A 23,316-nucleotide genomic window follows, 5' to 3' on the forward strand; every position below is an offset into this window, starting at 1 on the left:
TTTTACTATGAGATTCTTTTGTCTAAAACTACGCCAATAATCAATCCGATTGTTGAAATTAAAAAAAGATAGGCACCTGAACCTGCTACATTAATGGCAGTCCCAAATATTTCGTCTGATTTTGAACTAATATAAGCAATTGAAGCAATTAATGCTACGATTCCACAAACTAGTCCGCCAACTTTATTTATATAAGTATTCTTGAGAACACAATAAACTGGATAAATAAAAGCAATTAAAAAAAGATATCCACCTTGTTGGAAACCAGAAGCACTTAAAATACCTAATTCAACCCACGGCAAAAATAAAGAAATAAGAGCGATTACAGTTGTAATTAAGATAATTTTTTTACCGAGTGATAGTTGTTTAAAGTTCATATTATTCACCACCTCCACCTTATTTTACCATAAAATATAAAAAAAGATTTATAATGTAAATCAATAAACCATTTAAAAATAGTGGAAATATTAAAAAGTATATACAATACATCTTTAGTTCTAGTTAAAAAGATCTTATAATGTATAAAATAGTATATATTTTAGATGGGTGGGTAAATGATGATATTATTTGTGGTTTTACTATTATTAATTTTATGCTCTTATATCTACATGCAAAAAGTAAAGCTTTCTAAAAAAATTACTTTATTACAACCTATGGTGGAATCTGTAGAGAACATCCGAGATTTACTTTATTATTGTGAAACTTATCCAGAATTTAAATATCATTATCTAAGCCCGACAATTGATGATTTATTAGGACCAGGAACGTTAAAATCGCATCTTCATAATCCTAAAGCAATTTATGATTTAGTTCATCCAGAAGATTATGCATTATTAGAAGCGAAGGAGCGGGGTGAAGTCGATTTCACACAACCACTTCGATTTCGCTTTCGTAATCATCATGGAGAGTACCTTTGGTTTGAAGAATATGCGACTCCAGTCTATGAAAATGGACGTTATGTGGCTGTTCAGGGGCTATTTCGTAACATTCATGAGAAGGTTATTTTAGAAGAAAAATTATCTAATCAAGCAATTCGAGACGGACTTACTGGTGTTTACAATCGTCAATATTTTCAACAACAATTGGAGAAATATGATGCACTACAGGAAGAAATGATGATTGCTGTAATTGATTTAGATGGTTTAAAAGAAGTGAATGATACATATGGTCACATGACTGGAGATCTTATGATTCAAGCAACGGCGCAAGCTTTACAACAATATGCTTGTGAAAATACAGTGGTTGCACGAATTGGTGGAGATGAATTTGTGATTATTAAACCGAATTGTAACTATACTGAATTCGAACAGTATATCAAGAAAGTACATGGTTATTTATCTAATATACATGAACAAATTCAAATGTCTGTAGGTTCTGCTTATGCACCAAATTCATATGGCAAAATGAATGAACTATTACATGAAGCAGACCTTCAAATGTATGAACAAAAGAAACAGCAAAAACAATTATAGAGTGAATGAGATACTTCTTTTAAGAGGTATCTTTTTTTGTATGACCACATCATTTTAAAGATTTTGCATAGCTTATTCTATGTTCTAAAAACTATAAAATCAGTAAGATAGGGATAACAACATGAACGGAGGTGTCTTCATTGGCTGTCGAGCAACTTGTATGGGGCTCTGTATTCATTGCGGGCTTACTATCATTTTTTTCTCCATGTATTTTACCGTTATTACCGGTCTATATATCGATTCTTTCAACAACTGAACAGGGAGCGAAAGGAAAAGTCATCTCGATTGGGAAGTGGCATATTCATCCGCTACTTGTTTTGAAGACCATTATTTTCGTTACGGGTCTATCAACAAGTTTTGTATTATTAGGTTTTGGCGCAGGTTATTTAGGTGCAGTTGTACAAAGTGAATGGTTCATCGTCATTTGCGGTGCAATTGTCGTATTTTTAGGTTTACAACAAGTTGGACTATTCAACTTTTCATTTTTAAATCGCGAAAAGAAAGTTGAAGTGAATCGCAGTAATAAACGTGATTTGTTTGGAACATACTTACTCGGTTTAACATTTAGTATGGGATGGACTCCTTGTATTGGGCCAATCTTAGGTGCAGTACTCGGTTTATCAGCAAGTGAAGGACAAGCAGCATATGGTGCATTATTAATGTTCATCTATGCACTTGGTTTATTAATCCCATTCCTTGTTTTAGCGCTATTTTCAGATTTATTACTAGGGCGCGTACGCAAATTAAATCAGTATATGGGGAAGTTAAAAGTATTCGGTGGTGTGGTTATCATCATCATGGGTCTATTCTTAATGACAAATAATCTAAATTGGTTTACAACACTTATTCCACAGTAAAGGAGAACGAGTAGATGAAACGAATAAAAATTCTAACACTAGCAACCGTATTGATGTTATTACTAGTTGCCTGTTCCTCAGGTGGCGAAACGAAGACAGAATCAAAATCAAATGAAACAACGACTACAACTGCGAGTGCAGGTGAAGCAGCACCTGATTTCACATTGACAGATGTAAATGGCAAAACACATAGCTTAAAAGATTATGAAGGTAAGAAGATCTATGTGAAGTTTTGGGCTTCATGGTGTCCAATCTGTTTAGCAGGTCTTGAGGAGTTAAATACATTACAAAATACGAAAAAAGATTTTGAAGTATTAACGGTTGTAGCACCTGGCTACAAAAACGAAAAAAACACAGCCGACTTTAAAAAATGGTTTAGTGGTGTAGAAGAAGCACCAGATATTACAGTATTACTTGATGAAGGTGGTAAAATTGCCGACCAATATGGCGTTCGTGGTTACCCAACATCAGCGTATATCTCATCAGATGGTAAAGTTGTTCAAACATTACCAGGACATGCAAGTAACGAACAAATTATCGAGAAATTTAAAGAAATTAAATAGAGAAAGGTTGTCAGGCAAATGAAGAAATTTTTATGGCTTTATTTACTAGGCGCTGTATTGCTACTTGCGGCATGTGGTTCAGCTGGCATTACAAGTGGTGGTTCAAATGGCAGTAATGGGGCAGAATCAAAGTTCCCTGAAAATCCAAATGAGAATTTAACATTCGATAAGAAGAACTTAAAAGAAATCTATTTAGCTGGCGGTTGTTTCTGGGGTGTCGAAGCCTATATGGCACGTGTGTATGGTGTCTATGATGTAACGTCAGGCTATGCGAATGGTACAACAAAAAATCCAACGTATGAAGAAGTCGTTAGCGGTAAGACAGGTCATGCGGAAACAGTTCATGTATTATATGATCCAGAACGTGTAGATCTAGAAAAGCTACTTTCTTATTACTTTAAAATTATCGATCCAACATCTTTAAACAAACAAGGTAATGACCGCGGTACACAATATCGCACAGGTATTTACTATACAGATGAAAAAGATAAAGCAGTTATTGATAAAGTTATGGCAAAAGAACAAAAACGTTATGATGATAAAATTGTAACGGAAGTAGAACCACTTAAAAACTTTGGTTTAGCAGAAGAATATCATCAAGATTATTTAGAGAAAAATCCGAATGGTTACTGCCATGTGGAATTCGATTCACTTGAAGATCAAAAAGTACCTTCATTGATTGACCCTGCGAAATATCCAAAACCAAGTGCAGAAGAAATCAAAAAGAAATTAACAAAAGAACAATATGAAGTAACACAAGGTAGCGACACAGAGCGCGCATTCTCAAATGAATATTGGGACACATATGAACCAGGTATTTATGTAGATGTGGTAACAGGTGAACCATTATTTGCATCAGAAGATAAATATGATTCAATGTGTGGATGGCCAAGCTTCACAAAACCAATCGATCCAGCGGTTATTGTAGAGCGTGAAGATAATAAATACAATATGGTTCGAACAGAAGTAAGAAGTCGTACAGGCGATAGCCATTTAGGTCACGTATTTGATGACGGCCCAAAAGATAAAGGCGGTCTACGCTACTGTATTAATAGTGCAGCAATCAAATTCATTCCAAAAGAAGATATGAAAAAAGAAGGTTACGGCTACCTATTGAAATTTGCAAAATAGGTTGATTTAGTACAGTATAAGAAAAGCTAAAACAATAAGAGAAATCGCGTTTCACGTGGTTTCTCTTTCTTATTACATAGAAAAGGAGTGATACGTGTTATGTATAGATTATTATTAGTAGATGACGAAGCGATTATTATTCGTGGCATTCGCTCATTCGTTGATTTTGATGCACTCTCGATTTCAGAAGTATATGAAGCTTCCAATGGTGAAGCAGCACTGGCGCTTTTTAAAGAGCATGAACCCGATTTAATTTTAGCTGATATTAATATGCCAAAGATGAATGGTCTTGATTTTTCAATTGCGGTCAAAGAGATAAAACCTGATACAAAAATTGCGTTGATTACAGGGTATGACTACTTCGATTATGCGTTGACAGCTTTAAAAGCAGGTGTAGATGATTATGTATTAAAGCCTGTATCTAAAACAGATATTCAACAAACATTGCAAAAACTCATCGCAAAACGTCAACAAGATGATAAGCACCTCGCTGTGACAAAAATCGTAGAAGATTTAACGAAAAAAGTAGATACAGTAGATGACACAGGGTACCAAGAGAAGATTCAAAAAGAGATTGATGACCACATGAATGATGTTGATTTTTCACTAACGTATTTAGCAAAACAATTATCACTCAGTACGTCCTATTTAAGCAATTTATTTAAACGATTATACGGTCAAACTTTTCAAGAGTATATGCTGACAACACGTTTGGAACGAGCAAAAATTCTCTTGCTTAGTACGAATATGAAAGTATATGAAATTGCATCGGCAGTTGGATTTGATGATCCGAATTATCTAAGTAGTTCTTTTAAAAAGAAGTACAAGATGTCCCCGAATCAATTTCGAGATAAGGTGAAAGAATGAAAAAAGCGCGTTTTCCAGTTTTAAAAAAATTACGTGTACAGATGTCCTTGCATTACGTCATCGCAAGTATTTTAACACTTGCTTGTATGGGAATTATTTTGTATTACAGTATGACGTCCATTGTTCAAAAAGAAGAAACTACGACAACAGAGACTGCCATTGAACAAAGTGGTATGTATATTGATTTGTATTTAGATCGTTTAAAAGCTGTGTCACGCGTTCTAGCAGAGAATCCACAGCTTGTTAATTACTTATCAACAGAAGAACGTAATCAAACGACAAAACAAGATTTACTATCTACAATTCGTACAACGATGTCCACAGACCAAGCGATTGAGTCGGTTGTCATTGTCAGTAAAAATGGTGAAATCTTATCGAATGAAAAAGGGCTCAATATGAGTATGTCGAGTAATATGATGAAGGAATCGTGGTATATGTCGGCAATCGAAAATGGTGACCAACCCGTTTTAACATCTGCACGCATGCAAGACTTTTCAATGGATAAAGATAATTGGGTGATTTCATTAAGTCGTGAGATTAAAGATGCAGAAGGTAAGAATATTGGAGTTCTCTTGATTGATATTCAATATAAAGTCATTGAAGATTACCTTAAAAACTTAAACTTAGGTAACGAAGGATTTTCATTTATTTTAAATGCCAATAATGAAGTGGTATATCATCAAAATCCAAGTTATTTTCAAAATCCTGTGAAGCAAAAATATTTACAGCAAATTGCGGATAACCCGAAAACATTCGATGAAAAAGAAGGGACATTCACGTATTCTTTCCCACTTGAAAATGCGGACTGGAAGCTCGTGGGCGTATCTTCACAAGATGAGTTAGTGGCGATTAAAGACAAGCTAATGAAGATTGTGTTAGCTGTCGGTCTCATCTTTTTAGTGCTCGCGATTGTAAGTATTGTTATTTTTACAGGGCGCATTACAAAGCCTTTCAAAAAGTTAGAGCAGGCGATGCAAGACATTGAACAAGGATTGGTTGAAATCCCTGTAGATGAACGTGGATGTTACGAAGCGCAAAGTTTAACACGTCATTTTAATGAGATGGTTGTTGAGATTAAAACGCTGATGGAAGAAGTAACGGAAAAGGAAAAAGCATTACGTCATTCGGAAATTCGTACATTACACAGTCAGATCAATCCACACTTCTTATACAATACGCTCGATACGATTGTCTGGATGGCAGAGTTCAATGATAGCGAAAAAGTGATTGATATGACAAAAGCGCTAGCGCAGTTCTTCCGCCTATCATTGAGTGGCGGTGCAGAACTAACGACTGTTGAAAATGAATTGGATCATGTCAGACAATATTTATTCATTCAAAAAGAGCGTTATGGTGATCAACTTAATTACACAATTGAGTGTGAACCGTCACTTGCTTCTATTCAAATGCCAAAGATTTTATTACAGCCAATTGTTGAAAATGCGTTGTATCATGGTATCCGAGGTCTTTCGCATACAGGTGAGATTCGAATCTATGTAAAAGATGAAGGAGAAGATTTAACCTTTTATGTAGAGGATAATGGAGAAGGATTCGACACATCGACTCTAGATGAAATACAAGAGAAAAAACAAACAAAACTAGGCGGTGTCGGTATTCAAAATGTAGATGAGCGTATTAAATTGTACTACGGAGAAACGTACGGTGTGACGATTGATTCTACAATCAATGAAGGGACAACCGTTGCCATTAAAATTAGTAAAACATTGCACACATAATAGATATAAAAAAACAGCCCTTTGGTTCAAGAAAGGGCTGTTTTTTTAGTCATAAAATAATTTTTGTTGTAGTAAATTAAGTGCTTTTTCAAGTTCAAACTTTTCGGCAGCAGTTAAATGCGCGATTCTTTTTTGAAATTTATGCTCGATCTTTTGGAAAGAAGCAGACATCATTTTTGTACCTTCAGTAGATAATGAAATCACTTGTTTTCGACGATCCACAGCATCTGTTTCTTTTATAATCCATTTTTGTTCTAATAATTTTCGTAATTCACGACTTGTATTCGGTAGAGAAATATGGAGACATTCGCTAATTTCACTTGGCGTTACAGGTTGGCTCACTGTAATGTACTCTAAAATAGCATATTGAACAGATGTTAGATGTTCATTTTTTACATCCTTTGTGAGTTGTTGTGTGGTTAAATGTACAGCAGATGTAAAGGAAATAACTTTTTCAAATAAGGTTTTTTCGTTCATAAGAGACACTCCTTTAAAAAAACATATCAAATAACTTATCTAAAAACAATTATCATTTGACAACTAATTACTTTACAAGTTATATTTAGTTATCAAATGATAACTAAAAGAGGTGTAGAATGAATATTTTAATTGTGTACACATATCCGAATCACGAAAGTTTAAATGCGTCATTTTTACAACACACATTAAAAGGGCTGCATGATCATTCTCAAAAACATGAAGTACAAGTGCTCGATTTATATGCTGAAAATTTTAATCCAGTATTAGATTTCCATAAAGAAAAACGAAGAAGAGATTTATATAAAGACCCAGATTTAGAGAAATACAGGGAGCAAATTAAATGGGCGAATCAACTGATTTTTATTTATCCAATTTGGTGGGGAAGACCACCCGCAATGTTATTGGGATATATTGATAAATTATTTTCTGCAAACTTTGCATATCGAGATACAAAGGGATTATTTGCAGAGGGGTTATTAAAAGGAAAATCAGCTATTTGTATTTCAACAATGAAAGGACCAACACATTATCCATTCATTTGGCTGCATAATGCACATAAAATTTTGATGAAGCGTGCACTATTTCAATTTGTCGGTATTAAAAAGATAAAGTTTTTTGAATTTGGTTCTATGGAGAAAAAAGAGGGAAAACAACAAAAGAGGTTGTTACAAATTGAAAGTCATATGAGAAATTTATAAAGAGCCTGGGACAAAACATGTCATCTCCTTTTTTTAGAGTTCGCAACGAAAAATTGGAACCGCGCCACAGCGCGATTCCAGTTTTTCTTATGCTCATATGGGATGTGTTTTTTACCCTTATGTCCCAGGCTTATAGATACTCATTTATTCAATTTTTGTATCAATTTCTTGAATATAAGTTTGAAGAATGTCAATTTGCTCAACTAATGTTTGTTTATGTTGTTGCAAAATTGCTTGCACATTTAATTCTGCATGTTGTGATTCAAATGTTTGAATTTGCTGCTGGATTGTCTGAATGGACATACCGAGCGTTCGAAAACAGCGAATTAAGTTGAGTAATTCGATTTCTTTCTCTGTGAATATTCGATTACCCTTTGTATCACGTTGAACAAAAGGGAGTAGTTGAATTTTTTCGTAGTAGCGAATTGTGCTTGCAGGTACTTGTGCTAATTCTGAAGCTTGTCTAATAGAGTACATGAATCGTCCACCTTGACTTAAAGTATGGTTTAACTTGTACCATGAATCATATCAAGAAAAAAGGAGTATGTATAATGAAAAAAATCTTAGTTGTCGTAACGAATGTATCAAAATATCCAAACCAAGCGCGTGCTACAGGATTATGGTTAGCAGAAGCAGTTCACTTTGTAGAAGAAGTAACAAAAGCAGGCTATGAAGTGGATTACGTAAGTCCTAAAGGTGGTTATACACCACTTGATCCACATAGTCTTCAAGCAGATCAAATGTCTGAACTAGATTGGTCTTACTATACGAACCCTACATTTTTAAATCGTTTAGGAACAACAATGGCTGCAAGTGAAGTAGATGCAAGCGAGTATGATGCAATTTATTACACAGGTGGTCATGGCGTAATGTGGGACTTCCCAGAAGATGCACACCTTCAAAAATTAGCGAGTGCCATCTATGAAAAAGGCGGCGTAGTAGCGGCTGTATGTCATGGTTCAGTCGGCTTATTAAATATTCAAACTGCAACAGGTGACTATTTAATTAAAGATAAAAAAGTAACTGGATTTACGAATACAGAGGAACAAGCTGTAGGATTAACAGAAGTAGTACCATTCTTAACAGAAGACGCGTTAAAAGAACGTGGCGGTCAGTATGTGAAATCAGATGACTGGGCATCATTTGCAGTAGCAGATGAACGTGTCGTAAGCGGTCAGAATCCTTCTTCAGGTGCAGCAGTTGCAAAAGAAGTTATTCAATATTTAGAAGCACAATAATAAAAAAGTCCGAAGTCGCATTATAAGTGCAATTTCGGACTTTTTTTATGGTTTATTATTGTGCAATTCCTACAGATTCGCCGATATATGTGTCGTCACCTAAAGCTTTTAAAATAAAGTGTGCGACATCAGCACGTGGTATATTACGTGCATTCTCTGGCACGCCTTCTTTTGCTTCACGATACTCTCCTGTATAGTCATCATTCGTCAAACCAAGTGGACGAACGATCGTATATTGTAAGTCTTTATGTGCTTGAATCAAATCAACAGCGTGGCGATGGTCAGTTAAAACATTTTGAAGCATTTTCATCACCATTTTGCCACCTACACCCGGTAGTTCATTATTGATTCCAGCAGAAGCGGTATAGACAATTCGCTTCACGTGATGTGCTTCCATACCAGCTACAATGTGTTGGGTCATTTCTTCTAATTGTGTAGACTTCGCGACCATCTTATTTGAGCCGAGACAAGAAACAACGGCATCATGACCTGCAATTGCAGCAGATACTTCTTCTGCATTTGTCGCGTCACCGCGTACGACATGAAGATGGTCATTTTCGATTTGTAATTTTGTTAAGTCACGTACAAAAGCAGTCACTTCATAACCTGCTTGAAGTGCTTGATTGACTACATGACGTCCAACGCCTCCAGTAGCACCGAATACAATGATTTTCATAAAAATCCTCCTCGAATATAGCGTTATTTACTTATACCCTAAATGAAAATGACATAACAAATCAAATAATGTTCGATTTTTTAAAATATTCAACACTCTTCGGTTCACAAAATAACTTTTTTTGTTCAAAATAGAGAAGTAAGTAATTTTGATAGGGGGACAAATGAAAATGATTAAAGAACGCGTAGCACAACTGAGAGAATTAATGAAAGAACATCAATTGGATGCGTATATTATTCCAAGTTTTGATGCACACCAAGGAGAGTATGTAGCAGATTATTGGAAGAGTCGTGAATGGATTTCAGGTTTTACAGGTTCAGCTGGTACGGTCGTAATTACATTAGATGACGCAGGGCTATGGACAGATGGACGTTACTATATTCAAGCAGAAAAACAATTAGCAGGTTCAGGCATTCGCTTATTCCGTATGGCAGATCCTGAAGTACCTTTTTATACAGAATGGTTAGCGGATGTTTTAAAAGAACAGGCGACAATTGGTTTTGACGGTCGCGTATTTTCAACACAATTAGTAGAGCGTATGAAAAAGGATACAGCTGCTAAACAGATGAAAATTCATGCAAAAGACGATTTAATTGGTCAGCTATGGCACGATCGTCCAGCTGTTTCAGATGCACCTGCTTATATTCATGACGTGAAGTATGCAGGGAAATCACGTACAGAAAAACTAGCAGAAGTACGTGTTGAGATGAAAAAACATCAGGCAACACATTATCTTGTTGCTTCTTTAGATGATATTGCATGGTTATTAAATATTCGTGGTACAGATGTTCCGAATAATCCTGTAGTGACAGCAAATGTGTTGATTACCGATACAAATTGCACCATCTTCATTGATTCTAAAAAATTACGACAAGATGTGAAAGAAGTTTTAGAAGCAGATGGTATTGAGGTTAAAGAGTATGAAGAAACTACAGCAACACTTGAAAAGTTACCAACAGATGCAGTCATGTTATATGATGACCAACGCATCAATTATGCTTTAGATGAAGCCATTCCAACAGCTGTTAAACGCATTGCGAAAACAGATGTAACAACAACATTAAAAGCGATTAAAAATGATGTGGAGATTGAAAACTTCAAAGCATGTGAATTACGTGATGGCGTAGCGATGGTTCGTTTTATTAAATGGTTAAAAGAAGAAGTGGCATCTGGGAACATTACAGAAATCGCAGCAGAACAAAAATTAGAAGACTTCCGTCGTGAACAGGCTGACTTTGTAGAGCCAAGTTTTGATACAATTGCAGCATACAAAGAGAATGCAGCGATGATGCATTATAAAGCAGAGGAAGCGACTCAAAAGACATTAGAAGCACAAGGGTTATTCTTAGTCGATTCAGGTGGTCAATATTATGATGGTACAACGGATATTACACGTACAATTGCGTTAGGCGCTCTAACAGATGAAGAAAAACATCATTTCACACTCGTATTACAAGGTTTTATCGCACTAAGTAAAGTGAAATTCTTGCATGGCTCAACAGGTGGCAATTTAGATGTATTAGCACGCCAACCAATCTGGGCTGAAGGCATTGATTATAAGTGCGGTACAGGACATGGTGTTGGTTTCTTCTTAAATGTACATGAAGGACCACAAAGTATTCGCAACAGCAATCACGTTGTATTAGAAAAAGGCATGATTATTACGAATGAACCAGGAATCTATTTAGAAGGAAAACATGGTATTCGTACAGAAAACATGTTAGTTGTAGTAGAAGCAGAAAAAACGGAGTTTGGTCAATTCATGGCATTTGATACCATCACATATTGCCCAATTGATGTAGACGCAATCGAAGTAGAATTACTAACACAAGCTGAAAAACAATGGTTAAATGCGTATCATGAAGAAGTATATGCAAAACTTTCTCCATATTTAAATGAAGAAGAACGAGCTTGGTTAAAACACGAAACAAGAGCAATTTAATCAAAGAAAAGCGAAGCCATTCAAAATTGAGTGACTTCGCTTTTTACATAAGGAGTTGTATCCCATGTTTTATGTTGTATTTTTATACTCAATGATTTTTATTGTGTGGCAGTATCATCTAGCGAAAAAGGGTCGATTTTTAGTTGCATCCATCATATCGATGATCTATTCACTGCTTATTTTTAATTTTTTACAAGGTGAATCTTTTATGTTTTTAACGGTTTATATTAATTGCTATTTATATCTTATGACGCTCGTAGCTTATTTAAAAAAGTCCTCTTTTTCGTAAAAAATTTTTTATTTTGATTTCTGATCCAATCGGTAACTAATACTCGTTAAAATACACGCTAGAATCGCAAGAACACCACCTACAAATGGAATAAACGTTAGCGAGCTTGCGTGATAGACAAATCCACCAATAGCAGAACCCATCGCAATCCCTACATTACTTGCGACAGGCATGAGGGAAGCCGCAAGACCTGTTGCGCTCGGCTGATAAATTTTCGCTAAATCAATTAAATATAACTGAGTTGAAGTCGTTAAGAGAATCGACATGAGTGACATCAAGCCAATATTAACTAAAGCGAGTGGTAGCGAAGCAGTTGTCCAGTAGATTGCGATTAATACAAGTGCTTGAATAAAGAAGACGATACGCAGTCTGGCGATTGGACGATGACTAGCAATCTTTCCAGCAAGAATATTACTAAAGATTGAAATGACACCATAACCAAATAATACGAGACTGATGGACTCATTTTGAATATCTAATGTTTTTAAAATCGGTACAAGATACGTGAATACGGCATAGGTAGCGCCAAAGCCAAGAGCTGGAATGAAGAATGCCATTAGGATTCGACTGTTACCAAGTAGTGCGAATTGGTCACGAATGGAACCTTTCTCTTGACTGAGTTTATGCGGTAATAAACGCTGTGCAAAGATGAACGCAACTAAACCAAGTGAAGCGGTTAAGATGAATGTTGCGTGCCAAGAAAAGTGTCCAGCAAGTAGTGTACCGATGGGAACACCGATGACATTCGCTAATGTAAAACCACCGAATACGAATGAGATGGCCATGCCACGCTTATGTTCAGGAACCGACTCATTGGCTACGACCATCGCTAACGAGATTAACACACCTGTAACGATGGCTGTTAGCATACGAAGTACGAGTAGGACCAAATAGCTTGTTGCAAAAATGGATAATGTATTAAATAGAACGAAAGCTAAAATTAACAGTAGCATCCAAGGACGTTTTTTAAAGTGACTTGTAAGTGCCATAACGATTGGTGTAGTAATGGCAAAAGTAAAGGCAAATGCAGAAACGAGTGTACCTGCTTGTGCATTTGAAATATGAAGACTAGAAGAAATATCAGTTAAAATTCCGACAATCACAAATTCGCTTGTACCTAATACGAATGTAAGTAGGCTTAAAGAGAAAATGAGTAGACCATAGGGTGTTTTGTTTTCTTGTTGTGTCATAGACAGGCTCCTTTTTCTCAAAATAACTTCATTAGCATAGCATAATTAGGACATAAAATAAGGAAAAGGTGAATTTATTTAATTCATTTAAATTGTCTTGGCATCGTAAAGTACGATATAAAAGAGAAACATAATAGATATAAATGGAGTGAATAGATGTTGAAGAATATAATAGGTTTAACAGCAGTTACCATATTATTACTGGCTGGATGCACATCAAAAGGGGATGACAATGTGGAAAAACAGACAAAGACAGAGGTAACAGAAGAAGCAGTAGAGAAAGACTTACAACCAAAAGAAGAACAGCAAGTACAAAAAGGGGAACTTCTACAAGCTGTAGAAGAAAAAGATGTACAAAAAGTAAAAGAGATTTTGGCACGTAGCAATGCAACTATAAACGAAACAAATGATAAAAAGGAAACGCCATTACTCATTGCTACACATGAAAATGATATAGAAATCGCAAAATTATTAATTGACGCGGGTGCAGATATTAATCAGCAAGATGCGATTCAAGATAGCGCCTATTTATATGCAGGTGCACAAGGGAAAACAGAGATTTTACGTTATATGATGGAACATACAAAACCAAATCAACAAGTACGAAATCGTTTTGGCGGAAATGCATTAATTCCAGCAGCTGAAAAAGGGCATTTAGATAATGTTCGTCTACTATTAACAGATGAACAAGTAGATATTGACCATCAAAATGATTATGGTTACACAGCATTGATTGAAGCAGTTGCCTTAACAGATGGCTCGAAAGTATATCAAGAAATTGTGCAAGAGCTTATGGACGCAGGAGTAAATCAAAATCTACGTGACCGCTATGGTAAGACAGCGTTAGATTACGCAAAAGAACAAGGGTATCGCAAAATGATTGAGATTTTAAATTAGAATAAAGGTTGGAACATAACCACCTTATATAAGTATAAGAAAAATCGGAATTGGGCTGTGGCACGGTTCCGATTTTTCGTTGCGAACTTTAAAGGGAAAGTAAGATAGTTTATCTCATTCTGTCTTTTTGGTTCTATTTAAAAGTATGGTATATTTTTGGTAAGAAGAGAGGGAGGATTTATACATGAAAAAGAGTAAGTATGGACTACTATTATTTATGGTGATGGCACTCATCGCAATGTTAGCAGCATGTAGTTCAGATAAAAAAGAATCAAAAGAAGAGCCTGAAACAAATTATGCATCAGAAGTAAAAGAGAATCCGATTGTGACCATCACAATGGAAGATAATCAAAAGATTCAAATGGAGTTATATCCAAAAAAAGCACCGAATACAGTTGCGAACTTTATTTCATTAATCAAAAAAGGCACATATGACGGAACAATCTTCCATCGTGTCATTCCTGATTTCATGATTCAAGGTGGAGACCCAGATGGGAATGGTACAGGAGGTCCTGGCTATGAAATCAAAGGAGAGTTCTCTAAAAATGGTTTTGACAATGATTTAAAACATACACGTGGTGTTGTATCAATGGCACGCAGTCAAAACAATGATTCGGCAGGTTCACAGTTCTTCATCATGGTGGCAGATACACCAAGTCTAGATGGTGACTATGCGGCATTTGGTAAAGTGACATCGGGAATGGACGTTGTAGACCAAATTGTAAAAGTTGAACGTGATGGCTCGGATAAGCCGAATAAAGATCAAAAGATGAAAAAAGTCGAAGTTGATACAAAAGGCTTTGATTACCCAGAACCAGTAAAAGTAAAATAAAGATTTGAAAAATCATCCTAAGTTGTCCACAATACAATAAAGGATGATTTTTTTTGAAAAGATATCCACATGTGTATAACTTATACTAGTTGAAAAGATATCCACAAAGAGAGGATGATGAGGATGAAGGGGATTTTAATTGGAGCAGGTGTTGTTGGAGAGAGAATACTTCAACAAGCAGCTAACTCCACCAGTGTAGAGATTGTAGCAATGTACGACGCGAATACAGAGCGGTTACAAGAAATGTCGGCGCGTTATAACGTTCAAACAACTTCTTCATTAGAAGAACTATTAGAAATAGAGGCTGAATTCGCTTATATTGGCACACCACCTATTAGCCATATGTTTTTGACAGAAGGTTGTGCAAAAAGAGGATTACATGTTATTTGTGAAAAACCGCTTGCTCACAATGAAGAAGAAGGAAAAAGAATGGTGGAAATTGCAAAAGAATATGGTGTTAAAACAGCTATGCATTTTCCAATGATATACGGGGAAGAATTTTTATATGTAGAAAAAGCAATACAGCAACAGGAACTCGGTGATGTTATTCAGGTTGAGTTATCAACTTATTTTCCACAGTGGCCACGCCCATGGCAAGAAAATAATTGGATTCGCACGCGTGAACAGGGTGGTTTTATTCGTGAAATTTTCCCACACTATCTTCAGATGACAGAACGACTTTTTGGTGAAGGATCACTTCAATCTCATCAAACAAATTATCCGCAGAATCCAGAGCTTTGTGAACAGAGTGTTTGTGCACTTGCACAACTTCCGGGAAATATTCCGTTTGTTTTACAAGGAGCGCATGGTGTCGCAGAACAAGAGCAAATAATCTATCTTATTCATGGTACGAAAAAGACAATGACCATTCGAAATTGGGCAGAATTATGGGTTAGTACACCTAACCAACCAGAACAACGACTAACATTACAAAAATCTAACATTTCTTTTTTAGATGAGGTTTCTCTCTACTTTCAGGGTAAAGGTTCAAACTACGTTTCATTTGAAGAAGGCGCATCTGTCCAACATATAATTGATTCTTTATTAAAATAGGAGTGAAAATATGAAAAAGTTGTATATGAAGCAAAAAGTACTTAGCTTAAACAGTAAATTTACGGTGAAAAATGAAGCTGAAGAAGATGTGTATCGTGTAGAAGGTAGTTTTTTACGTATTCCTAAAAAATTCTCTATTACAAATCGGCAGCAACAAGAGGTAGCGCTTGTAACTAAGAAAGTATTTAGTTTTTTACCACGTTTTTTCGTAGAAGTAGAAGGACAAGAAGTACTAACCATCAAAAAGGAATTTTCATTTTTTAAAGCGAAATATAGTATTGAGGGTCACGGAATTGAAGTGAATGGAAATTGGTGGGATATGAATTTCGAAGTCTATCAAAATCGAACGTGTATCGGTTCGGTTAGACAAAAGTGGTTTAGTTGGGGCGATAGTTATGAGATTGAAGTTTTAGATGAGGCGATGGAGATTATACTTGTAGCGATTGTTGTAGCAATTGATTGCGTAAAAGCAGATGATCGTGCAGCAGCAGCATCTACATCTGTATAGTTCAAATTACAAAATGATGTGATATCGTTATTTCGTTATTTAAAGGGGTAAGAGAGTCATACCTAATTAAATAATGAAAAGGTGTGGATGAAATTATGAAAACTTTACACATGGGTGGTAACACATATGCGATTAAGGAATTTTTTATTCGAGATGAACAAGATGAAGTAGCTTATACAATTGAGGGTGGATTTTTACATCTACCAAGAGAATTCAAAGTTCTTGACCGAGATGGACAACAAGTAGCTAAAATCACGAAAAAAATATTTAGTTTATTACCACGCTTTTTTGTAGAAGTAGAAGGACAAGATGTACTCACAATTAAAAAAGAACGCTCTTTTTTAAAGGCGCATTACACAATTGAGGGCGCTAATATCGAAGTACAAGGAAACTGGATGGATATGCAATTTGAAGTGTTATGTAAAGGAGAGCATATTGGACGCGTCAAAGAACATTTTGTAAAAGGGCGCCGTCGATATTTCATTGAAATTGAAGATGAATCGAAAGAGTTAATTCTTGTGGCGATTGTTATTGCAGTGGATTGTGTACGTGTGGATCACCGATTAGAAGAAGATTTAACACACCTATAAAAAGATTTCGTTTCACTTTCATACGCTGTATCATAGAGAGAGAATAAACGTATAGGAGAGAAGTGAAATGGAATTAGAACGTATTCGACAGCAATTGCGTAAACCACAGCCGCTTTTTATTGGTGAAGAACAAGCCTTCCGTTCTGCTGTTATTATTCCGTTGATTCAAAAAGAAGATGGGTGGCATATATTATTTGAAGTACGCTCTGCCACAATGCGTAAGCAACCAGGAGATATTAGTTTCCCAGGTGGAAAAATTGATGATACAGATGCTTCTATAAAGGATGCCGCGATTCGAGAAACTGAAGAAGAGTTAGGTGTTCGAAGAGAAGATATTCAAATCTTACAAGAGCTAAGTCCTCTTATCATGTCGCCTTCTTTTGTCGTCTATCCTGTTGTTGCAGTAATTCCGGATGAGTCACATTATAGATTGAATCCAGATGAGGTAGGTTCAACTTTTACGATACCAGTAGATTGGCTATTAAGTCATGAAGCTTACCGTCATTATGTTCCGGTCAAACTTCAGCCAAAAGATGATTTTCCATATGATAAAATTGCGCGTGGACGAGATTATAAATGGCGTTCTCGCGATATGGAAGAATGGTTTTATGAGTATGAGGGGCATACGGTATGGGGCTTAACAGCACGCATATTACGCTATGTGATTGAACAATTGAAAAAAGCCGAGGAATAAAGGTGTTTACGAGCTTTTTTGAGACAATAAGAACGTACCCTTTAAACAACCAGTCGACAATAAATTATTGTCGACTGGTTGTTTTTATTTAATTTCTTTTTATTTACATTAATGTAATAATATTGTTTTTTTAAAAAAAATATGTATAATAACAACTACAAGGAGGAGAAAAATGAAAAAAATATTAATATTAGCATTATCAGTGTTTTTATCTTTAACTATTTTCGTAGGAAATAAAGCAAAGGCTGCAATTAAAAATAAACCTGGAGATATTATTGTAACGAATAGTACTATAGCCAGTGGAATTACAGGACATGCTGGTATATATATTGATGCTACTAACATTCTACATACTTCGGGGCGAGCAAATGAACCATATCCTCTCGTTATATCAGAAACAAAATGGCATGAGAGATATTCAAAATCTAAAGTTATTAGACCTAAATCAAGTACTCTAGGTGCTACTGCTGCTCAGAAGGCTAAAACATATTTTAGAGGTAAAAAAATACCTTATAAAATTACTAACAATCCCAAAGATATTAAATATATATATTGTAGTGAGTTAGTTTGGTATTCTTATTATAAGGCAGGTAAAACAATTAAGACTCGTAATAGTCAAGGTTTTTTTGAACCAAAAGCTTTGGTTGTACCATACAATTTTATTGATTCAGCTACTGTTGATTATAATAATTTTAAGTTTATAGATAATAAGTGGTAATAATCGATTAAAAATGAAATAACTCTGTATAATCACAATGTAATAAATATTATTATATTAAAAGATACTTTTCTGTATTAGAAAAGTATCTTTTAATATTTTTCTATCCAAACATACATTGACATCATACAAGCTAATGAAAATAATAGATTTATAATATTTAATACATATTTTACTTTATTTATCACATTAACTTGGACCAGTGTACGTTTTGAGCGAAGCCTGTTTTTCATTATGGTCGGAACATCGGTATTTTCTTAAGTATAGCAACTACTGGAATCGCTACAAGTAGACCTATACTGTTTTGTAGTAAGTTACCTGGAATCGATGTAGCTGGTGCAACCCAATTACCGAATAGGATACCCTCACATAAATAGTAACCTGCTAACATAACGGGTATAGAAGCTAAAATACCGACAATATTAAATGGAATACTACGACCTTTACGACCACCATAGAAGGCGATAGAGCCAACAATATAGGCTTGTAATCCACGTGTTACGAATGTGAACGGAGCCCATAATGTCCAGTTTGAGAATAAATCGAATAGACTCATACCTATGGCACCGACAATCATCCCTTTTTTCGGTCCGAATAATAGCGTTACAATGAATAACATCGCTGTACCTAAGTGGACGAGTCCACCATTAATTGAGATTGGTAAACGAATGTTTAAAAATAATGTTGCAACAAAAACAAGTGCAATACACATCGCTGTAATAATTAAGTCATATGTATGAGAGCGCGGACGAGCGTTTGTATTCGATAATGTTTTTTGCATAGTAACCACCCCTTTGGTTCAATTTGTACTCTTACATTAGCAAACACACTGACTGTTTAAAAGTGCCAGAATTAATATATTTAAAGTGGTCAGAAAATTTATAAAATGGTAGTTTGTCATAAATTTGATTTATTCGATAAATTGTCATTTAATACGAGCTGAATTGCTTCATATCTACCGATAAATACGCTATAGTATGAAAATAATCTGAACGAAAAGAGGCGTTTACAATGGCGAAATTGTCATTAGAAAATATTGAGTTAATGTTAGAGGATGCAAAGGATATGTTATCTGTTCTAGAAGCACCTGGTGAAATTGACGAAGGCACAAAAGAATTAATTGAACTAACAAAAGAGCAAATTGCTGAATTGGAAGAAATGAGAAAAGAACTAATCGAAAAGTAGTGATATTCCTTGTTTAATTACCTATAGGGGTATATGATATAGGTATAAACAAATGAGGAGGATATATTCAATGAAGGTATTAGTTGTTGGTGGCGTAGCAGGCGGAGCTTCTACAGCTGCTCGTATTCGTAGATTAGACGAACAAGCAGAGGTAATCATGTTTGAAAAAGGGCCACATGTTTCTTTTTCAAATTGCTCTTTACCGTTTTACTTAAGTGGAATTGTTCCAACAAGTGAAAAATTAATTATGATGAGTCCTGAAAAATTTAAAAAACAATATAATTTAGATGCACGTGTGAATCAAGAAGTGATTGCGATTCATAGGGACCGCAAAACAATTGAAGTGAAACATGTTGTTACAGGTGAAGTCTATGAAGAAGCATATGATATTTTACTATTATCACCGGGTGCAAAACCGACGTTACCTCCTATTGAAGGAATCCATTCTTCGCATGTATTTACGATTCGAAATGTAGCAGATATTGAGAGATTACAAACTTATATTCAGATGAATAATGTACAGGATATTGCGGTTATTGGCGGTGGCTTTATTGGTGTTGAAGTGGCTGAAAATTTACGTGAAGCGAAAAAATCAGTGACATTAATTCAGCGTGGTGCACAAATTATGGATCCATATGATGAAGATATGGTGCAAATTATGCAAAAAGAATTGCTCGATCATGGCGTGAATTTGGAATTGCGTGCAGCGATTGAAAAAATTGAAACAGCGCATGTGTTACTTGCAAACGGTAAAAAGATTGCAGCAGAAGTAGTTGTAGTTGCAGCAGGTGCGAAACCTGAAACTGATTTAGCGATACAAGCTGGGTTAGATTTAGGTGTAACAGGTGGTATTAAAGTAAATACGAATTATCAAACGAATGATCCTTCGATTTATGCTGTAGGCGATGCAATTGAAGTGTACGATCAAATTCTACATCGTCCAACACGTCTTGCTCTGGCAGGTCCTGCACAAAAACAAGCACGTGCAGCCGCAGACCATATGTATGGTATTACAAACCGCCAACGTGGTGTAATTGGTTCATCGAGTATTCAAGTTTTTGATTACAACTGTGCAGCGACAGGTATTAATGAACGCACAGCTAAAATGGCTGGTATCGAAGTGGACTCTGTTTACGTGATTGCACCAGATAAAGTGGGATTAATGCCTTCAAGTAATCCACTTCATTTTAAATTAGTTTATGAAGTGCCAACAGGCAAAATTTTAGGTGCACAAGCGATTGGTAAAGGGAATGCAGATAAAAGAATTGACGTAATCGCTACGATGATTACAATGGGCGGTACGATTGAGGATTTAAAAGATTTGGAACTATCTTATTCACCAATGTATAGTACAGCAAAAGATGTTGTGAATATGGCAGCTCTTGTCGCAACGAATGTATTGTATGGACGTTTTAAACAGATTCATGTATCGGAAGTACGTGATTTATATGAACAAGGTGCTTTCTTTTTAGATGTACGTGAAAAAAATGAGGTTGAAAATGGACAGATTAAGGGAGCATTAAATGTTCCTTTAAGTGAACTACGTGAACGTATGAATGAAATTCCAAAAGACCGACCAATCTATGTTCATTGTCGTTCGGCACAACGTAGTTATAATGCTGTGATGGCACTTCAAAACAGCGGATTCACACAAGTTTATAATGTATCCGGCTCATTCTTAGGAATCTGTTTGTATGAATATGTACAAGATACATTACAACAGCGAGAACCGATTGTAACAGCATATAATTTTAAATAATGCACAAAGCGAGGGGCTAACCTTCGCTTTTCTTTATGTTCTAGAACATACTCGTTTATTTCATTTTTGGAAATTCATGATAAGATAGAAAGAATAGTCTTATCGTTTTAAAAAGAAAATAAGATAGATAAAGAGGTGGATGAAGATGGATATTTTACAGCGTAATAATGTCAACGTGGTTGGAGATGGCGACCAGACAATCATTTGTGCACATGGTTTTGGTTGTGAACAAAGCATGTGGCAATATATCACACCTGCATTTGCAGAAAAATATCGCTTAGTTTTATTTGATTATGTAGGTGCGGGAGGTTCTGATTTACAGGCCTATCATAAGGAAAAATATAGTACATTACATGGTTACAAACAAGATATTATCGACATTATGGATGAGATGAATTTAGAAAAAGTCATCTTTTTAGGGCATTCGATCAGTTCGATGATTGGTATGCTTGTAGCAATCGAGCGACCAGAACTATTTGAGAAAATGATCATGATTGGACCTTCGCCATGTTATTTGAATAAAGAAGATTTTAATGGTGGTTTTGAAGAAAGTGATGTCCATGAACTGTTAGAGATGATGGAGATGAACTTTTCAGGATGGGCGAGTTATATGGCGCCTGTTGGAATGGGAGAAGAAGCTGCACCTCAGATGACAGAAGATCTTGAAAAGGTTTTTGTTTCAACAAATCCTAAAATCGCACGTGAGTTTGCGGAGGTCACATTCTTTTCAGATTATCGCGAACAATTACCACAATTGCAAACGAATACGTTAATTTTACAATGCGCAGAAGATAGTATCGTTCCAAAACATGTAGGTGATTATTTACATCAGTCAATTCCGAATAGCCAATTAGTTGTTATGAATGCAAAAGGTCATTATCCACATATTAGTCATGCTTCAGAAACAGCTGCGATTATTGCAGACTTCATTGAGAGTGACTTGGCAATATGATGAATCGTTTTGAACATTCTCCATGCGGTTATATGCAGCTAAGTTTAGATGGTGAAATTTTAAATCTAAATGAGACAATGGCGAAATGGTTGAAGATGGATAAGCAACAACTACTTCATCAATCCATTGAAAAAGTATTATCGAAAGTAAGTATGATGATGTTCTATTCTTATTTTTATCCAAAAATCTCAATTCAAGGGCATGTTGAAGAGATGCTGCTGACATTAAAAACAGCTGAAGGTACAAGTGATTCATATGTATTAAATGCTAAAAAATTCGAAGAAAAAACACCTATTATTGATTGCGTGTTTATGCGAATTAATCGTCGAGTCGATCATGAAAAAGAATTGAGAAATGTACAGTATGCTCTACAAGATGCATTAAAACAAAATCAAATTGCAGTAGAAGCATTAGAAAAAATTAACCAGCAAATTGAAGAGCAAAAAGCAAAATTAGAACAGATGAATTTGGAGTTGTCACAAATATCTCATGTGGATGCTTTAACAGGTGCTTATAATCGACGTTATCTAAATGAACGTATGGAAGAGATTATGCAAGAGAAGGTACTATTATCTGTGATTATGGTAGATATTGATCACTTTAAAAAGGTAAACGATACGTATGGACATTTAACAGGTGATGTTGTCTTAACAAAGTTATCGAAGTGTCTAAGTAATACTTTAGGTGATAAAGGGATTGTAACGCGCTATGGTGGAGAAGAGTTTGCGTTATTATTACCTTTAATTGATGCAGATGAAGCACTAGAAATTGCACAGTTTTTAAATCGTGAAGTAGGAAACCAAGAATTTGAAGTTGTAGACCATATTACAATTAGTTTAGGTGTATCAACACGTACAGAAGAGGACACGATTACAACACTATTTAAAAGAGCAGATGATGCGCTATACTATGTTAAAAATAATGGGCGCAATCAGGCAGTTCATGCAAATCAATTATGATAAAATGAAGCTATGTTAGAAAAGGAAGTG

Annotated in this window: 26 protein-coding genes; 20 read left to right on the forward strand and 6 right to left on the reverse strand. The window is 35.4% G+C overall.

Annotated elements, in window-relative coordinates; all coding sequences use genetic code 11:
• Positions 1–5 precede the first annotated feature (5 nt).
• On the reverse strand, positions 6–377 hold the full coding sequence (locus tag ASO14_RS14495) for a hypothetical protein (protein WP_068456979.1): 372 nt from the start codon (positions 375–377) through the stop codon (positions 6–8).
• Positions 378–557: 180 nt separating this feature from the next.
• Between ASO14_RS14495 and ASO14_RS14500 the strand changes: the two genes are divergently transcribed.
• The 6 genes from ASO14_RS14500 to ASO14_RS14525 all read left to right on the forward strand — a co-directional run bounded on the left by ASO14_RS14500 (position 558) and on the right by ASO14_RS14525 (position 6,626).
• On the forward strand, positions 558–1,472 hold the full coding sequence (locus ASO14_RS14500; protein WP_068456982.1) for a GGDEF domain-containing protein: 915 nt from the start codon (positions 558–560) through the stop codon (positions 1,470–1,472).
• Between the two features lie 140 nt (positions 1,473–1,612).
• Positions 1,613–2,329, forward strand: a complete 717-nt coding sequence (locus tag ASO14_RS14505) for a cytochrome c biogenesis CcdA family protein (protein WP_068456985.1) — start codon at positions 1,613–1,615, stop codon at positions 2,327–2,329.
• A 14-nt stretch (positions 2,330–2,343) separates the two neighbouring features.
• Complete coding sequence (locus ASO14_RS14510; RefSeq protein ID WP_068456988.1) at positions 2,344–2,892, forward strand: TlpA family protein disulfide reductase; 549 nt, start codon at positions 2,344–2,346, stop codon at positions 2,890–2,892.
• A gap of 18 nt (positions 2,893–2,910) precedes the next feature.
• A complete protein-coding gene (gene msrAB, locus ASO14_RS14515) occupies positions 2,911–4,023 on the forward strand; it encodes a bifunctional peptide-methionine (S)-S-oxide reductase MsrA/peptide-methionine (R)-S-oxide reductase MsrB (protein ID WP_068456992.1) in 1,113 nt (370 codons plus the stop codon).
• Between the two features lie 99 nt (positions 4,024–4,122).
• Positions 4,123–4,890 (forward strand): response regulator transcription factor, encoded by a 768-nt coding sequence (locus tag ASO14_RS14520; RefSeq protein ID WP_068456996.1) that lies wholly within the window; start codon positions 4,123–4,125, stop codon positions 4,888–4,890.
• Positions 4,887–6,626: a sensor histidine kinase gene (locus tag ASO14_RS14525; protein ID WP_068457001.1), complete on the forward strand. Its 1,740-nt coding sequence runs from the start codon at positions 4,887–4,889 to the stop codon at positions 6,624–6,626. The genes ASO14_RS14520 and ASO14_RS14525 overlap by 4 nt, the downstream gene beginning before the upstream one ends.
• Positions 6,627–6,671: 45 nt before the next feature.
• Here the strand turns inward: ASO14_RS14525 and ASO14_RS14530 are convergent, their stop codons facing one another.
• Positions 6,672–7,103: a MarR family winged helix-turn-helix transcriptional regulator gene (locus ASO14_RS14530; protein ID WP_068457004.1), complete on the reverse strand. Its 432-nt coding sequence runs from the start codon at positions 7,101–7,103 to the stop codon at positions 6,672–6,674.
• Positions 7,104–7,222: 119 nt separating this feature from the next.
• On the opposite strand from ASO14_RS14530, the gene ASO14_RS14535 reads away from it, so the two are divergent.
• Positions 7,223–7,804, forward strand: coding sequence for an NAD(P)H-dependent oxidoreductase (locus ASO14_RS14535; protein ID WP_068457007.1), 582 nt, complete (start codon positions 7,223–7,225; stop codon positions 7,802–7,804).
• Positions 7,805–7,948: 144 nt separating this feature from the next.
• On the opposite strand, the gene ASO14_RS14540 is transcribed toward ASO14_RS14535, so the two are convergent.
• Positions 7,949–8,281, reverse strand: a complete 333-nt coding sequence (locus tag ASO14_RS14540) for a MerR family transcriptional regulator (RefSeq protein ID WP_068457009.1) — start codon at positions 8,279–8,281, stop codon at positions 7,949–7,951.
• Between the two features lie 74 nt (positions 8,282–8,355).
• On the opposite strand from ASO14_RS14540, the gene ASO14_RS14545 reads away from it, so the two are divergent.
• Positions 8,356–9,042 (forward strand): type 1 glutamine amidotransferase domain-containing protein, encoded by a 687-nt coding sequence (locus ASO14_RS14545; protein ID WP_068457013.1) that lies wholly within the window; start codon positions 8,356–8,358, stop codon positions 9,040–9,042.
• Positions 9,043–9,097: 55 nt separating this feature from the next.
• Here the strand turns inward: ASO14_RS14545 and ASO14_RS14550 are convergent, their stop codons facing one another.
• Entirely contained in the window at positions 9,098–9,718 is a 621-nt protein-coding gene (locus ASO14_RS14550) for an NAD(P)-dependent oxidoreductase (RefSeq protein ID WP_068457015.1), read from the reverse strand.
• Positions 9,719–9,887: 169 nt separating this feature from the next.
• On the opposite strand from ASO14_RS14550, the gene ASO14_RS14555 reads away from it, so the two are divergent.
• Positions 9,888–11,660, forward strand: coding sequence for an aminopeptidase P family protein (locus ASO14_RS14555; RefSeq protein ID WP_068457018.1), 1,773 nt, complete (start codon positions 9,888–9,890; stop codon positions 11,658–11,660).
• 297 nt (positions 11,661–11,957) lie between these two features.
• On the opposite strand, the gene ASO14_RS14565 is transcribed toward ASO14_RS14555, so the two are convergent.
• Positions 11,958–13,139: an MFS transporter gene (locus ASO14_RS14565; protein WP_068457023.1), complete on the reverse strand. Its 1,182-nt coding sequence runs from the start codon at positions 13,137–13,139 to the stop codon at positions 11,958–11,960.
• A 156-nt stretch (positions 13,140–13,295) separates the two neighbouring features.
• Between ASO14_RS14565 and ASO14_RS14570 the strand changes: the two genes are divergently transcribed.
• From ASO14_RS14570 to ASO14_RS14600, 7 genes are all read left to right on the forward strand, one after another.
• Positions 13,296–14,036 (forward strand): ankyrin repeat domain-containing protein, encoded by a 741-nt coding sequence (locus ASO14_RS14570; RefSeq protein WP_082701498.1) that lies wholly within the window; start codon positions 13,296–13,298, stop codon positions 14,034–14,036.
• Between the two features lie 184 nt (positions 14,037–14,220).
• Positions 14,221–14,868 carry a peptidylprolyl isomerase gene (locus ASO14_RS14575; protein ID WP_068457026.1) on the forward strand — a complete coding sequence of 216 codons (648 nt, stop codon included), beginning with the start codon at positions 14,221–14,223 and terminating at the stop codon, positions 14,866–14,868.
• A gap of 123 nt (positions 14,869–14,991) precedes the next feature.
• Positions 14,992–15,921 (forward strand): Gfo/Idh/MocA family protein, encoded by a 930-nt coding sequence (locus ASO14_RS14580; protein WP_231726964.1) that lies wholly within the window; start codon positions 14,992–14,994, stop codon positions 15,919–15,921.
• Positions 15,922–15,931: 10 nt separating this feature from the next.
• Positions 15,932–16,429, forward strand: coding sequence for an LURP-one-related/scramblase family protein (locus tag ASO14_RS14585; protein WP_068457030.1), 498 nt, complete (start codon positions 15,932–15,934; stop codon positions 16,427–16,429).
• A gap of 95 nt (positions 16,430–16,524) precedes the next feature.
• Positions 16,525–17,019 carry an LURP-one-related/scramblase family protein gene (locus ASO14_RS14590; protein WP_068457033.1) on the forward strand — a complete coding sequence of 165 codons (495 nt, stop codon included), beginning with the start codon at positions 16,525–16,527 and terminating at the stop codon, positions 17,017–17,019.
• A 67-nt stretch (positions 17,020–17,086) separates the two neighbouring features.
• Positions 17,087–17,713 carry an NUDIX hydrolase gene (locus ASO14_RS14595; RefSeq protein WP_068457036.1) on the forward strand — a complete coding sequence of 209 codons (627 nt, stop codon included), beginning with the start codon at positions 17,087–17,089 and terminating at the stop codon, positions 17,711–17,713.
• A 172-nt stretch (positions 17,714–17,885) separates the two neighbouring features.
• On the forward strand, positions 17,886–18,431 hold the full coding sequence (locus tag ASO14_RS14600) for a C40 family peptidase (RefSeq protein ID WP_068457040.1): 546 nt from the start codon (positions 17,886–17,888) through the stop codon (positions 18,429–18,431).
• Between the two features lie 232 nt (positions 18,432–18,663).
• On the opposite strand, the gene ASO14_RS14605 is transcribed toward ASO14_RS14600, so the two are convergent.
• Positions 18,664–19,212, reverse strand: coding sequence for an ECF transporter S component (locus ASO14_RS14605; RefSeq protein ID WP_068457043.1), 549 nt, complete (start codon positions 19,210–19,212; stop codon positions 18,664–18,666).
• A 230-nt stretch (positions 19,213–19,442) separates the two neighbouring features.
• Between ASO14_RS14605 and ASO14_RS15100 the strand changes: the two genes are divergently transcribed.
• From ASO14_RS15100 to ASO14_RS14620, 4 genes are all read left to right on the forward strand, one after another.
• Positions 19,443–19,616, forward strand: a complete 174-nt coding sequence (locus ASO14_RS15100) for a hypothetical protein (protein ID WP_156422387.1) — start codon at positions 19,443–19,445, stop codon at positions 19,614–19,616.
• Positions 19,617–19,686: 70 nt separating this feature from the next.
• Positions 19,687–21,375, forward strand: a complete 1,689-nt coding sequence (locus tag ASO14_RS14610; RefSeq protein WP_231726965.1) for an FAD-dependent oxidoreductase — start codon at positions 19,687–19,689, stop codon at positions 21,373–21,375.
• A 139-nt stretch (positions 21,376–21,514) separates the two neighbouring features.
• On the forward strand, positions 21,515–22,327 hold the full coding sequence (locus ASO14_RS14615; protein WP_068457049.1) for an alpha/beta fold hydrolase: 813 nt from the start codon (positions 21,515–21,517) through the stop codon (positions 22,325–22,327).
• Positions 22,324–23,286 carry a sensor domain-containing diguanylate cyclase gene (locus ASO14_RS14620; protein ID WP_068457051.1) on the forward strand — a complete coding sequence of 321 codons (963 nt, stop codon included), beginning with the start codon at positions 22,324–22,326 and terminating at the stop codon, positions 23,284–23,286. The genes ASO14_RS14615 and ASO14_RS14620 overlap by 4 nt, the downstream gene beginning before the upstream one ends.
• Positions 23,287–23,316 lie beyond the last annotated feature (30 nt).

Origin of the sequence: Kurthia sp. 11kri321 (genome assembly GCF_001534765.1) — a bacterium.
In the GTDB taxonomy this organism is placed as follows: domain Bacteria; phylum Bacillota; class Bacilli; order Bacillales_A; family Planococcaceae; genus Kurthia; species Kurthia gibsonii.